We start from the raw sequence: 13282 nt of genomic DNA, 5'->3' as shown, positions 1-13282 counted from the left end.
CCGTTTGCGTCGAGGTGAACCCGATGGCATCCGTCTCCTGGTTGTTGCTGGCGCTTGGCGCCAACCCCGTCGCGGCGCCGGCCCAGGCCCCGGCCGATCCGAAGGTGGCGGTGGCCACGGTGCTGGACGACTGGCACCGCGCGGCGGCCGTCGCGAACGAGCCGCGCTACTTCTCCTTCTTCACGCCGGACGCGGTCTTCATGGGCACGGACGGCCAGGAGCGCTGGACCGTGGATCAGTTCCGCGCGTGGGCGAAGCCCTTCTTCACCAAGGGCAAGGCGTGGTCGTTCAAGTCGGTGTCCCGCAACGTGTTCCTGTCCAAGGATGGACAGGTGGCCTGGTTCGACGAGGCGCTGGACACGCCCAACCTGGGCCCCGCGCGCGGCAGCGGCGTGCTGGTGAAGGACGCGGCCGGCTGGAAGATTGCCCAGTACAACCTCTCCGTCCCCATCCCCAATGACTTGATGGGCGAGGTGACGAACCGCATCGCCACGTACTCGAAGGCAAAGCCAGCCACACCGCCCGCCCCAGCGCAGCCGCCCGCGAAGAAGCCCTGAGCGCGTTGCCCGCCTGCGTCATGGCCGGACGTCATGACAGAACCATGACAAACGCATGGCGGAGATAAGGCCCTCCGCCATTTCCTACGCTGTAGGTTGGTGTCCTTCGCCGCTCTGTACCGGAGGCCTCAACCCATGCGTGTCATCACCCCCGACCTTCTCGTCGCGGCCGTGACGGAACTCTCCCGGGGAACGAAGCTGGTCCGAATGAAGGACGTGCTGGCCTGGTGTGAGTGGAACGGGGTGGATGCCCAGGGCGATGGCCTGAAGAACCAGGCGCTCTGGGACGCGGAGCGGGCGGAGGCCCAGACGCACCGCCGGTTGCTGAAGTTCAAGAGCGGCGAGTGCAAGCAGTCCCGGCTGGGCTGGGCGCTCGTCCCCCACGGGGCCAAGGCGCGGGAGCTGGCCACGGAGCTGCGCTGGTGTGAGCAGCTGTGGAATGGCGTGGACTGGGTGTGGCTGGGCGGCATCGCCCCCGTCCCCGAGCGCCGTCCCAACCGCGTCCGGGACGTGGAGCAGGCGCCCGCCTCCCCTTGATTCAGGGACGTGCTTAAGTTCGGGCAGGCACCCTCCCTCCGGGAGGGTCTCTCCATGAACAATCCCGAACTCGATCGCCTCATCTCCGAGAACCAGTTTCATCCCAACGTCGAATGGCGCCTCGTTCCTGGAAAGGGACGGGGCGTCTTCGCGCGCCGGTTCCTGCCGAAGGGGACGCTGGTGGAGTGGGCGCCCATCAGCCGCTTCCCCGCGAGCGACCTGAAGCCGGTGGATCACCGCGACTGCCAGGCGCACCACCACGTCTTCACCTGGGGCACGGAGCCCGGCCGGGAGAAGGCGTACGCGTGGGGCATGCTGGCGCTCTACAACCACTCCAAGACGCCCAACGTGGAGCTCATCGACGGGCCGGTGCCGGACACCGGCGCCGCCGTGGCGCTGAGAGACATCCAGCCCGGCGAGGAGCTGTGTCTGGACTACGGCATCACCTGGTTCGACGCGCGCTGATCCGCGGCCCTCAGCGCACCGCGTCCTGGATGTTGCCCAGGTACGTGTCGATGCCGTGCTTGCCATCCACCGCGAAGACGTCCCCGTTCGCCCCGGGGGAGTCGAAGGTGTGGATGGCCGCGCCCTTGGGGTACTGGGTGGACGGGCCGCCGTTGAGGATGCCGATGCCGGGGAAGAGGCCGGACACGATGCCGCTCACGATGTCCGTCACCGGGTTGAACGCGTGCGTTCCCAGCCACGTCGGCACGGGGTCCTGCTTGTTGACGTAGAAGTTGTACTTCGGCCCGTCCGGGAACGTCTTGCCCGCGCCCGCGAAGGTCGTGACGTTGATGTTCCCGAGCATCGCCTCGCGCTTGTCGCGGTTGCCGTCGCCCAGGACAGGCAGGTTGCCCCAGAAGCCGCCCAGGTCGTCCTTGATGCGGTGGTCCACCTCGCGCAGCGCGCTCGACACGATGGCGCCGCCCTGGCTGTAGCCCGTGACGTTGACCTTCTTGCCGGCCTTCAGGTCGTTGTAGATGGCGTCCGCGAGCGTCTGGGCCGCCTTGTTGTCACCCATGCCCAGCCGGTCCAGGCCCGTCTGCGCCACGTCCGCGGGCAGCCCCTCCGTCGCGTTGTAGATGGGCACCACGTTGGTGCCCGTCTCGTTCGCCAGCTTCTGGGCCTCGCCCGTGGCGTTCCCGTCGCCCTGCGGCTGCGTGAGGATGCCGTTGACGTGGTACGTCGTCGGCGTCGGGGACGCGATGGGCTTCTCCGGCTTGAACGGCGGCACCTCCGAAATGGAGAACTTCTCCGGCGGATAGGCGTAGCCGTCCGAGCCCAGGTACATGCCGTCGTACGTCTTCGGGTCGGCGCTCGCGTCGAGCTTCAGCGCGCCGCGCGCCACCTTCGTCGCGTCATCCAGTCGCACCGTGCCGGCCTGGACCGTGCCCGTGTTGGACTGGATGGGCGGGAGGTTCGCGTTGCCCGGGCTGGAGGACTGCGCGCCCTTCGCCTCGAAGACGTCCTTCGTCGCCAGCGGACGCGCGAGCGTGTTCTTCGCGACGGGCGCGGAGGGGCCCTCCGGCGGCTGCGGAGTCACTGGCCGGACTCCGCCTCTTCCCACTCCGTCGATGGACATGTCCCGGGCCTTCCGTGTTCGTGGTTCGAGAAGGGTTATCGGGAACCGGGAGGAGGAGTTGTGCCCCTTAGGGCAGAAGGTTGACGTGGATGCCCGGCGTGCGGCGCTCCGTCGCGCGCTCCACCACGCGCCCCAGGCGCAGCAGCAGGTGCTCTTCGTAGGGTCGCCCCATGAGGTGCACGCCCACGGGCAGGCCCGCGCGGTCGAAGCCCGCGGGGACGGAGAGGGCAGGGCAGCCGGTGAGGTTCGCCAGGCGGATGAAGCGCATCAGCGCGTCCACCACCGGCAGGTTGGACTCGCCCGCCGGGAGCGCCGCTTCGGGGATGGCCGGGGCGGTGCTGGCCGTCGTCGGCGTGACGATGACGTCCACGCCGGCCATGAGCGACAGCAGCTCGCGCGTCAGCCGGTGCCGGTGCCGCAGCGCATGGATGAGGTCCGTGGCCCGGAAGTGACGCCCCAGCGCCAGGTTGGTGCGCGAGTCGAGCCCGAACACCGACGCGCGGGCCTTCACCTGCGGCAGCATCGCCTCCGCCATCTCGCTCAGGATGATGCAGCTGTGCGTCCAGAGGATGGTGTTCAGGTCCGGCGCGGGAAGCTCCACCACCGTGGCGCCCGCGTCGGTGAGGGCGCGTACGGCCTCGCGGCAGCGCGCCACCACGTCCGGCTCCGCGTCCTCGAAGTATGGCGTGCAGAGGCCCAGCCGGACGCCCTTCAGCGCCCCGTCCTCGTAGCCGGACAGGTGGTGCGGGGGCTGCTGCCGGGAGGCGACGTCGTGCCCGTCCGTCCCCGCGACAATCGCATACACCGCCGCGACGTCATCGACGGTGAGGCCCAGGGGGCCCACGTGCGCCACGTTCCAGCACAGCGGCGGCACGCCCGTCTCCGGGATGCGGCCCCAGGTGGCCTTGAGCCCGACGAGTCCGCACAGCGCGGCGGGGATGCGGATGGAGCCGCCGCCGTCCGCGCCGATGCTCGCCGGACACAGGCCCGCCGCCACCACGGCGCCGGAGCCGCTGGAGCTGCCGCCGGTGATGTGGCCCCGGTTCCACGGGTTGCGCGCGGCGCCGTGGTGCGGGTTCAACCCGATGGGGTTGATGCCAATCTCATGCATGTTGGCCTTGCCCAGGATGACGGCGCCCGCGGCCTTGAGGCGCGCGGCGACGGTGGAGTCGGTCCGGGCCGGCTCGGTGCGGAACGTGGTGCCCAGCGTCGTGGGGAAGCCCGCCAGGTCCAGCTCGTCCTTGATGACGACCGGCACGCCGTCGAGCACGCTCAAGGGCACGCCCGCGCGCAGCCGCTCCGCGGACGCCTCCGCCGCCCGCAGCACCTCCTCCGGCTTGCGAGCGATGAAGAGGCCCAGGCGGTCCGCGCCGCCGTCCAGCCGTTCAATGGCTTCGTGGGCCTTCCTCGTCACGGCCACCGGGTCGGTGCCCCCGTCCCGGTAGGCGCGAGCGAACGCCGCCACCGTCTCCCGCTTCGACTCCACGGGCGACGCGGCGGCGGCGCGCGCGGCCTGCTCCACGGGTGTCTGTGTTTCAGTGGCTGGAGCGCCCGGGGGCAGCGGGTACTGGATGGGCGGGGCGTCGCCCGCGGACAGCTCGCGCCACTGCTCGATGCCGCTGTCCCGCATCAACTTCTCCAGCAGCGCCGGGCCCATGCCGCCCCGCTCCAGCGTGTTCACCATGGCCTTGAGGGCCATGCCAGAGAGTCGCGGAGCCTTCACCGGGGCGCGTTGGTAGGTCATGGCGGACAGCGTATCGCCGCGTCGCGCGGGGACGCAGCCCGCGTCCCACGGGAACGCGCCCCCGGGCCGCCGTCCGCGCAGGCAGGGGCGAGGGACCGCGCAGGCGGTCTGTCCTGAAGGCGGCATATCGCATGCACCCACCGGGAGCATGCACGCATGCCGCAGCGGGTCGGTGGAGGCAGCCCACCGGCTCTGGGGAATGTTGCTCTGTCTGGGCCTGCTCCTGTCCCCCCGGGCGGGCGCGGTGGAGGCGCCGCCAGGGGCCGGGCCGCGCAAGGTCTACGTGAGCTTCGCGCTGTCCGGCTTGAGCACCGTGGACGACGTCAACGAGACCTTCGACGCGGACTTCTACATGCGGCTGCGCTGGTACGACCCCACGCTCGCCGACGCGCCGCTCGGCAACCTGGACGCGCCTCCCGCGTGGCGCCCGAACCTGGAGATCATCAACGCCAGGAGCGTGTCCAAGCAGTTGGAAGAGGACAGCTATCAGCTGGTGGCGCCCGGCGTCGTGCAGACGGTGAACCGCTACCGGGTCACGCTCGCCAGCAAGCTGGACCTGCGCAGGTTCCCCTTCGACGAACAGGACCTGCCCATCCTCATCGAGGACTTCCAGCACGCCCGGGAGGAGCTGGTCCTGGTCCATGAGCGCGTGGGGGCGCCGCTCCAGGGGGCGGAGTCGCTGGCGGAGTGCAGCGCGCCGCTTCATGGCGACGACGTCCTGGAGCTCGCCTCCAGCGGCCCGTCGGAGTGGGAGCTCCACGGCGTCCGCGTCGGGACCGAGACGCACCGCTACACCTTCTTCGACGACGTCGGCTACTCGCGCTTCAACATCACCCTCCACGTCGAGCGGCGTCCCCAGTACTACGTCTTCAAGCTCATCCTGGTCCTGCTGCTGCTCGTGCTGGCCCCCTGCGTCGTGTTCTTCCTGGACCCGGAGAGCCTGGGGGAGCGCAGCGGCATCTGCATCACCGCGCTGCTGGCGGTCATCGCGCACAACTACATCGCCTGCACCGTGCTGCCGCGCATCGCCTACCTGTGCGTGATGGACTACTTCATGTTCGGGGGCCAGGCGGTGCTGTTCCTCATCGTGGCGGAGAGCCTCTGCGTGCACCAGGTGCTCAAGCGCACCCAGGGCACGGAGCACGAGGCCCGCGGCCTGCGGTTCACCCGGACCCTGGACCGCGTCTGTCTGTATTCCATTCCTCCCGCGCTGCTCCTGGCGGGGGCGTCGGTCTACGCGCTGTATTCCTGAAGGAGAGCCCATGCACCCCCATGACAAGCCCTTGCAGCCCGTCGTCCAGGAGTTGAAGCAGCTCATCGCCCGGAACGGTTGGGAGGGCCGCTTCACCCAGGCCATCCAGGACGCCCGGCGCTACGACATCCCCGCCATCCGCCACATCGAGAACCTGGACGGCTACCTCCAGTGGATGAGCGGCCTGCTGGAGTGGGTGCCCTCCGAAACGTCCAACGGCCGGCACATCTACAATCACATCTGCGAGTTCTACTTCTTCCTGGACCAGAAGCCGGTGCGCGAGCTCCAGAACCACATCGTCCCGAGCCAGCGGGCGCCGGAGCTGACGGAGCTCTCCCGGTGGATGGTGGCGTACGCCGACGCGTGGGGGCGCTTCCTGGACACGCCGGAGTCGCTCACGCCGGAGTCGCTGCGCACGTTCTATGACGCCCCGGCCTACAACATGTCCGAGTACATGCAGGCCCCCAGCGGCTGGAAGACCTTCAACCAGTTCTTCGCCCGCAACTACAAGCCGGGCATGCGGCCCATCGCGTCCATCGGGGATGACCGGGTGATTGTCTCTCCGGCGGACTCCACCTTCGTGGGCTGGTGGCAGATCAACGAGAAGTCCACCATCACGGTGAAGAACCTCACCTGGTCCGTCATGGAGCTGCTGGAGGGCAGCCCCTACCGCGAGCGGTTCCGGGGTGGCGTCTTCATGCACAGCTTCCTCAACACGACGGACTACCACCGCCTGCATGTGCCGCTGCCCGGCCGGGTGCTGGAGTCGCGCGTGATTCACGGGCAGGTGTACCTGGACGTCGTGGCGGCGCGGGACGCGGACGGGACGCACCGGCTCCACGCGGCGCGCCGGATGGATGCGGAGGACGGCACGGGCTACCAGTTCGCGCAGGCGCGCGGCCTGCTGGTGCTGGACACGCCCACGGGCCTGGTGGCGGTGCTGCCCATCGGCATGGCGCAGGTGTCCTCCGTGGTGATGACCGCGGAGGTCGGCAAGAAGCTGCACAAGGGCGAGGAGTTCGCCTACTTCCAGTTCGGTGGCTCGGACATCGTCGTGCTGTTCGAGGCCGCGAGCAGCGTCGGGCTGATGGCCCAGCCCAACGTGCACTACAACCAGGGCAGCTGGATTGGCCAGGCCTTCCCCTGAGCCCCGGCCCGGAAGCAGCCCGGGGGGCGTGATACATTTGGCGGTGTGATGAGCCCGCACCGCCGAATCGTCTCCTTCGTCCTGTGTCTGCTGGCGGCCTCCACCGGCTGCAAGAAGGAGGCGCCCGCCGCGCCTCCCACGCCCACCATCGGACTGGTGCTGGGATTGGGAGGCCGGGGCGACCAGGCCTTCAACGACTCCGCCCTGCGCGGGCTGGAGCTGTGGGCCGCGGGGAAGAAGTACGAGAAGGCCGGCTACCAGGAGGCCTCCCTCTCCGAGCGGCAGGCCTCGCTGGGGCCCGACCTGGCCTCGCGCGCGCAGGAGCTGACCCCGCTGGGCATCACGCCGGTGGTCCTCCAGAGCCGCGTGGCGGAGGACTACGAGCCGAACCTCCAGTTGCTCGCGGATCAGCACGTGTCCATGGCGATGGGCGTGGGCTTCATGCTGGAGAACGCCGTGGAGGCGGTGGCCCGGCGCAACCCGTCACTGCCCTTCCTGCTGGTGGACAGCCCGCTGCTGGACGCGCAGGGGCGCGTCATCACGCTGCCCAACGTGCGCACGGTGGTGTTCCGCGAGGAGGAGGGCTGCTTCCTCGCGGGCGCCCTGGCCGGACTGGCCACGAAGACGGGCCGGGTGGGCATGGTAGGCGGGATGAGGATTCCCCTGGTGCAGCGCTACGAGGCGGGCTTCCGGGCCGGCGTGGCCGCGACGAACCCGAGCGCCAAGGTGGTGGTCACCTACACCGGCAGCTTCACGGACTTCGCCCTGGGCAAGCAGGTGGGGCAGGACCTGCTGCTCAAGGACACGGACGTCGTCTTCGCGGCGGCCGGCGTGGACGGCCTGGGCGCCATCCAGGCGGTGAAGGAGGCGCGCGAGGCGGGCAAGGCCGTGTATGTCATTGGCGTGGACTCCGACCCGTCCCACCTGGCGCCGCAGGCGGTGCTGTCCGCCGTCGTGAAGCACGTGGACCTGGTCGTGTACGAGGCCATCCGCGAGCAGCGCCAGGGGCGCCTCCAGGGCGGGAACGTCTCGCTCGGCTTGAAGGAGGGAGGCGTGGGGCTGGCGCCCGTGCGGCTGGACTTCCCCGGCAAGGCGGAGGCGCTGCGCACGGTGGACGCGCTCCGGGCCCGCATCATCTCCGGGGAGCTGAAGGTGCCCACGCAGCCCGCTCCCTGAACGCGGGGCGGGGCTCTCACCGCATCGCCGCACCGCTTCCGTTCAGAAGAGCGGGCCGCGCGTCTCCACCTTCAGCTGGCCCTCGTTGATGGCCACGCTGAGCCGGCGCAGGAGGTCCAGTTGCTGCTGTTGCGTGAGCAGGGGCACGGACGCCGCCAGCTCGCGCGCCTGCGCCTCACCCCACCGGCGGTCGGAGAGCGCCCGGTCCACCACCTCGTTGCCGCGGGCCCAGGCTTCGGCGTTCCGCGCGTTCGGCGCGGGGGGCTCCCTCGGCGCGGGAGTGTCCCGGGGCGCGGCGCTGGAGGCGTGGGCCTGCAACGCGCGGGTGACTGCCTGCTCGACGCGGACGTCCAGGTCCGCGGGCAGCGCGGGCGCCGGGGAGGGCGCACCGGACAACGCCACGGCGGGACCCTGGCGCTGCGCGAGCAACTGATTGATGCGCCCCTCCATCCGCTCCAACCGGGCTTCGACCTCCCGGGCGCTGGAGGACGCGCGCTGACCCTGCACGAAGAGGGCAAGCCCCGCGCCGAAGAACATCAGGTTGAGCACGACGAGCGTGCGGCTGAGTGGAGTCATGGCGCGGGTTGCCTTCAACGCGGGACGCTCAGGGGCCCTTGGTCTCGAAGTGGGAGCCGGTGGCGACGTAGATGTACGTGCAGAGCCCCGTGTTGTCGTAGAGGACCTGCAGGTTCGAATCCGAGTTCAGCGAGCGGATCGTCTCGAGCATCCCCGCGTCGGTGGTCACGCAGCTCGCGGTGACGCCGGAGGCATCCTTCGCGTGGCACCAGCCGACCCCTGAGCCGGTGGAAGCACACCACAGGTACGACACGAAGTCCGAGCCGTTGCGGGCCGTCCCCAGGTTCCCGCTGAATGCGCGGGTCGTGGTGTTGATGAAGACCGAAGCGCTGAACCTCTCACCGGCGAAGCCGATGGTGGACAGACCCATCGCGACACACAACCCCCACATCATTCCCGTCTTCTTCATGTCGACTCCCGTTGCTGGATGAATGGCCCCTGGACACACCCTGCGTGGCCAGGGGCCCGGCGTTCTATGTCATCAAGCGCAGGGGTTCCATGGCTTCAGATGTATTCCGGGAGCGTGAAACCCGTGGCCGCGTGGGTAACGAGCTTTTCGAACACACGCTCCAGCGGCTTCGTGGTGAGCAGGCCATGGATGTGATTGCGCATCCGGAGGCTCACGGCTCCTGGCGCTGGCTCCGCGCGAACCACTCGGGGAGTGGACGTGTGGAGCCGCTCAGCCCAGCCACTGCGTCCTCCAGTGCGTCCTGGTTGGCCCAGACGATGTCCGCGTCGCCGTGCTTCTCCACCAGCTCCAGGATGAAGTGGCAGAAGAGGCCGCCGTCGCGCGCGGCGGCGAAGCCATACGCGCGGCACACCAGCGGCCGGTGTGCGTAGACGCGGCAGGCTCCTGTCTCACGGTCGAGCAGCGGGCAGGTGTACGGGCGGGTCTCCTGCCGGGCCAGGGCTTCGACCCGGGTGCGAATCTCCTCGCGTGCCTCCGCTGGGAGCCGCTGGAGCCCTTCCTCCAGGTAGCGCCACTCCAGCTCGGTGAGCGGGAGCGGCGCGGCCAGGTGGCGGCAGCAGTGGTCACAGCCACGGCGGCAGGGCCACCAGTCATGGGTGCCGGAGATGTCGGCCGCGCGCGCCTCCACGCGCTGGTACACGGCCTCCAGCGCGCGACGCGCTTCGTCTGGCGTACTCATCGGGGCCTGTTTCTACCGCCCTCCTGGCACCCGCGTCGAAGCCAATGCCCGTCCCACCGTCCGTCACGAGCGCGCTCTCCCCGTCCAATGCGCCCAGGTGTCTCCCTGAAAAGACATCCGGATGGCATGGGCACGCCCGGCGGTTGCCTTGACCCGGGATGCGCGAAGCCCCCGGGCCGGGGTAGACACGGGGCATGTCCGCCCTGCTCGACAGCGGCGTGCGCCAGGGCGCGGAGGTTCGCTGCCCCGGGTGCATCCGCTTCATCCCTCCTGACGCCGCGTGCCCGCACTGCCTCTGTGGTGCCATTGCGCCGGAGCGCTATGGCTCCGCGCGCGCGTTGTCGAAGTCCGGCGTGGACCGCTTCGCCCTGGCGGCCCGCACCGCCGCGCTGGAGCCCTCGCAGGTGGCCGTGCTGGAGGCGCGCTACGCACGGCAGTGGGGCGCGGTGCTGTACCTGGCCCAGGACGCCCGGCGCATCGAGTCCCACCTCGTGCAGCGCGGCTTCGCGCGGGAGCTGGAGGACGCCTGGGCGCTGATACTGCCCATCGAGGAGTCGGCCCTGGAGGAGATGCTCGCGCCCTTCAGCCCCATGCCGGATTCGCTGGAGTGGCTGGCGGACAAGGCCCCGGATCCGACCCTGCGCCTCCTGGCCGCGCTCGCCTGCGTGCACCAGGGCACCGGGGCGCGGGAGGCCCGCTTCGCCGTGAGCAACCAGCTGCTGCACGGCGAGGGCCGCGTGGCGGTGGAGGCCATGCTCGCGATGACGCGCTGGCGCAACGGCCTTCCGCCGCGGCTGAGCCCCGAGGAGCGCGAGCGGATCCGCATTCTCGCCCTGGGCGTGCTCGACGTGCCGGAGCTGTCCTCGTGCGCCGCCGTCGCCTGGTCGCGGGTGTCGCGGGAGGTGACGCCGGAGGGGGTCTCCGCCGCGCTCCACCGGGGTCTGTATGGCAATGACGCCGACGTCCGCTTCGAGTGCGCCCTGTGCCTTCACGACGAGATGGAGGTCTTCCAGGCGCTGGACTCCGCTGACGCCAGCACCGCCCGCTTCGCGCGGCGCATCCTGAGCCAGTGGGGCTCACGCCGGCTGCTCGCGCGGTTGCGGCAGGACGGCGACGCGGCCTTCGCGAAGGAGGTCCTTCGCGAGCTCCCCTCGCCCCTTCCCGAGGGCGCCCTGGACGCACTGCTCACCGTGTCCCTGCGCACGGTGGGCTCGCTCGCGGGCGAGCTGTTGTCCTTCGCGAAGCAGCGCCCCTTCCGTGCGTGGGGCCTGGAGGGCCAACAGCAATGGGCCCGCTGGGCGCGCTCGGTCCTTCGCGACCTGCCCGCCCAGACAGCGCTGGACTTCTTCGAGTGGGCCGCCACGCCTCCCCACAACGACCCCGAGGCCCCGGAAGAGGAGGAGGCCGAGGCGATGTGGGCCTTCCTGGAGGAGACCGTGCACGCCCTCGACCGGGGCGCGGCGAAGGACCGCACCGCGTGCTTCGGTGACTCCGCGTTCGCGCGCTTCCTCCACCACTCGGGCGTGGACGAACAGCGGCGGCTGAACGACTGGGCCCGCGACACGTCCAGCGGCGAGACCCTGCTGGAAGCGTTGATCATGTTTCCCTCGCGGGCGCGGAACCTGGGCCTGGTGCCTGACCACCGGCACGAGGAGAAGCACCCCGACCCGGGGCACGCGGGCCGGCTGTTGATGGCCGTCTGGGAGGGACCGGGCCAGCACCTGCTGGTGGCTCCGCTGTCGCGCGTGGTTCGCTCCTGGAGCTCCCTGTCCGGCCGTGAGGTGCTCGTCGAAGCCGTCTGGCGGCGCTTCCAATCCCATCCCGCGGAGCGAGGCGACCTGCTCACCGCCTTCGCCGGCTGGCGCGACCGCCTCTGGGAGAACCAGTGCGAGGTGGAGCCGGACGTCCTCGCGCGCTTCCAGTCCTGGTGGCGCGTGGATCCGGAGGGGCTCTATGAGCAGACGCGGCGGTTGCTGGACGACGCGCCGGTGGACGCGCTACCACGGCGGCTGCGCGCCCTCTGGGACGCGGCGGAGGAGTTGGTGGGCACGCGCCCGCGCACCGCGTCCCTCTCAGTGTCGAAGGGCGCCATGGCGCTGCGCAACGGGCTGGAGTCCCGCGACGAGGCCGTCCTCCCGGCGCTGGACGCGGAGCTGGACCACTTCGAGGCGTGGCTGCCCGCCTTCGAGAAGCGCGTGCTCGCCACGCCGTCCCCGCCGGAGGAGTCGAACATCCACCGCGACTTCCTGGACGACACGCACGGCGCGCTGCGGATGATGCGGGAGCGCCGCGAGCGCAGGCGCGAGAACCAGGAGCGCGAGCGCCAGCGCGAAATCGACCGCCAGGTGGCCGAGTCCCGCCGCCGTGACCAGGAACGCCGCGCCGAGGCCGCCCGCCGCGACGCCGAAGCGCGCGCGGCCCAGCAGGCCGTGGAGCGCGAGCAACAGGAGCTGACGGCCCGCGTGCAGGCCCAGCTGCTGTTGTCCACGCTCCAGCCCCGCGTGCCGCTCAAGCCCGTGGACCGCGAGGTGGTCTTCCCGGAGACGGCCTTCCCCACGCTCGTGGACTACGCGCGGATGATCAAGGCGATGCAGCGGGGCGGGGACGTGATGAAGCTCTTCGAAACCCTGGGGCTCACGCCCGCCACCTGGGCCGCGCAGGCCAACGCCTGGGGTCAGGCGATGGTGGGCCGCCTGGAGCTGGGGATGCGCTTCGGGGAGCTGCTCGGGGCGCCCTGGGAATGAAGTCCCCGGGCGCCGCCGTGTGGGCCTGACGCGCTACTGCGCGGTGGCGCCGCCGTCGAGGACCATCTCCGCGCCGGTCATCAGCTTGGACTCGTCCGACGCCAGGTACACCACGGCGTTGGCCACGTCGTCCGGCTCGCCGAAGCGGCCCGCGGGGATGCCCTTGAGCATGCGCGCGCGCGTCTTGTCCGCCTGACCGCCGGCCTGGGCCAGCGCCTCCACCATGGCCGTCTCCACGTAGCCCGGGTGGATGGAGTTGCAGCGGATGCCGTAGCCCTTGTACGCGCAGTGCAGCGCCACGGACTTGGACAGCATGCGCACGCCGGCCTTGCTGGAGCAGTACGCGGGGAACTGCGGCACGCCCACCAGCCCCGCGATGGAGGAGATGTTGATGATGGAGCCCTGGGACCTGGACTCCCGCATCACGCGGATGCCGTGCTTGCAGCCCAGGAAGACGCCGTCCAGGTTGACGGAGTGCACGAGCTTCCACTCGTCCAGGGACATCTCCTCGATGTCCTTCACGATGCCCATGCCCGCGTTGTTCACGAGCACGTCCAGCCGCCCGAACTTCTCCACCGTGCGCGCCAGCGCGCTCACCCACTGGTCCTCGCGGGTGACGTCCAGCGGGACGAACAGCCCGGCGTCGCCCAGCTCCTCCGCCACCGCGCGGGCTTCGGCCTCGCGCCGGTCGGTGACCACCACCTTCGCGCCCTCGCGCGCGAGCATCCTCGCGGACGCGGCGCCCAGGCCCCCCGCGCCGCCGGTCACCAGGGCCACCTTGCCTTCGACTCGCTTCATGGTCGTCGTTCCTTCATGTGA

General features: G+C 70.6%; 13 protein-coding genes. 7 read left to right on the top strand and 6 right to left on the bottom strand.

Features of this window, described 5'->3' with window-relative positions:
- The first annotated feature begins 23 nt into the window (after positions 1 to 23).
- The 3 genes from AABA78_RS23105 (at position 24) to AABA78_RS23095 (ending at position 1559) form a co-directional block, all read left to right on the top strand.
- Positions 24 to 557 carry a nuclear transport factor 2 family protein gene (locus tag AABA78_RS23105; protein WP_338265814.1) on the top strand — a complete coding sequence of 178 codons (534 nt, stop codon included), beginning with the start codon at positions 24 to 26 and terminating at the stop codon, positions 555 to 557.
- A gap of 135 nt (positions 558 to 692) precedes the next feature.
- Positions 693 to 1094 (top strand): hypothetical protein, encoded by a 402-nt coding sequence (locus AABA78_RS23100; protein WP_171415707.1) that lies wholly within the window; start codon positions 693 to 695, stop codon positions 1092 to 1094.
- A 54-nt stretch (positions 1095 to 1148) separates the two neighbouring features.
- The gene (locus tag AABA78_RS23095; protein ID WP_338265813.1) at positions 1149 to 1559 is read left to right on the top strand and encodes an SET domain-containing protein; all 411 of its coding nucleotides are present in this window, start codon (positions 1149 to 1151) and stop codon (positions 1557 to 1559) included.
- A gap of 10 nt (positions 1560 to 1569) precedes the next feature.
- Here the strand turns inward: AABA78_RS23095 and AABA78_RS23090 are convergent, their stop codons facing one another.
- On the bottom strand, positions 1570 to 2637 hold the full coding sequence (locus AABA78_RS23090) for a hypothetical protein (RefSeq protein WP_338265811.1): 1068 nt from the start codon (positions 2635 to 2637) through the stop codon (positions 1570 to 1572).
- A 106-nt stretch (positions 2638 to 2743) separates the two neighbouring features.
- Positions 2744 to 4420, bottom strand: a complete 1677-nt coding sequence (locus tag AABA78_RS23085; protein WP_338265810.1) for an amidase — start codon at positions 4418 to 4420, stop codon at positions 2744 to 2746.
- 199 nt (positions 4421 to 4619) lie between these two features.
- On the opposite strand from AABA78_RS23085, the gene AABA78_RS23080 reads away from it, so the two are divergent.
- Genes AABA78_RS23080 through AABA78_RS23070 form a run of 3 tightly spaced genes read left to right on the top strand, consistent with a single transcriptional unit; the run spans position 4620 to position 7995 of the window.
- Positions 4620 to 5672 (top strand): ligand-gated ion channel, encoded by a 1053-nt coding sequence (locus AABA78_RS23080; RefSeq protein WP_338265808.1) that lies wholly within the window; start codon positions 4620 to 4622, stop codon positions 5670 to 5672.
- Between the two features lie 10 nt (positions 5673 to 5682).
- On the top strand, positions 5683 to 6819 hold the full coding sequence (locus tag AABA78_RS23075; RefSeq protein ID WP_338265806.1) for a phosphatidylserine decarboxylase: 1137 nt from the start codon (positions 5683 to 5685) through the stop codon (positions 6817 to 6819).
- A 48-nt stretch (positions 6820 to 6867) separates the two neighbouring features.
- The gene (locus AABA78_RS23070) at positions 6868 to 7995 is read left to right on the top strand and encodes a BMP family lipoprotein (protein ID WP_338265803.1); all 1128 of its coding nucleotides are present in this window, start codon (positions 6868 to 6870) and stop codon (positions 7993 to 7995) included.
- A gap of 42 nt (positions 7996 to 8037) precedes the next feature.
- Here the strand turns inward: AABA78_RS23070 and AABA78_RS23065 are convergent, their stop codons facing one another.
- The 3 genes from AABA78_RS23065 to AABA78_RS23055 form a co-directional block, all read right to left on the bottom strand.
- Positions 8038 to 8571 carry a hypothetical protein gene (locus AABA78_RS23065; RefSeq protein WP_338265801.1) on the bottom strand — a complete coding sequence of 178 codons (534 nt, stop codon included), beginning with the start codon at positions 8569 to 8571 and terminating at the stop codon, positions 8038 to 8040.
- Between the two features lie 28 nt (positions 8572 to 8599).
- Positions 8600 to 8980, bottom strand: a complete 381-nt coding sequence (locus AABA78_RS23060; RefSeq protein ID WP_338265798.1) for a hypothetical protein — start codon at positions 8978 to 8980, stop codon at positions 8600 to 8602.
- Between the two features lie 211 nt (positions 8981 to 9191).
- A complete protein-coding gene (locus AABA78_RS23055; protein ID WP_338265796.1) occupies positions 9192 to 9719 on the bottom strand; it encodes a YkgJ family cysteine cluster protein in 528 nt (175 codons plus the stop codon).
- Between the two features lie 194 nt (positions 9720 to 9913).
- On the opposite strand from AABA78_RS23055, the gene AABA78_RS23050 reads away from it, so the two are divergent.
- Positions 9914 to 12463, top strand: a complete 2550-nt coding sequence (locus tag AABA78_RS23050) for a hypothetical protein (RefSeq protein WP_338265795.1) — start codon at positions 9914 to 9916, stop codon at positions 12461 to 12463.
- Positions 12464 to 12496: 33 nt separating this feature from the next.
- On the opposite strand, the gene AABA78_RS23045 is transcribed toward AABA78_RS23050, so the two are convergent.
- Positions 12497 to 13261 carry a glucose 1-dehydrogenase gene (locus AABA78_RS23045; protein WP_171415693.1) on the bottom strand — a complete coding sequence of 255 codons (765 nt, stop codon included), beginning with the start codon at positions 13259 to 13261 and terminating at the stop codon, positions 12497 to 12499.
- Positions 13262 to 13282: the final 21 nt, after the last annotated feature.

The sequence above is a fragment of the Corallococcus caeni genome, assembly GCF_036245865.1.
In the GTDB taxonomy this organism is placed as follows: domain Bacteria; phylum Myxococcota; class Myxococcia; order Myxococcales; family Myxococcaceae; genus Corallococcus; species Corallococcus caeni.
Note: the sequence above shows the minus strand (reverse complement) of the source record. Positions and strands in the feature narration are given on the sequence as shown.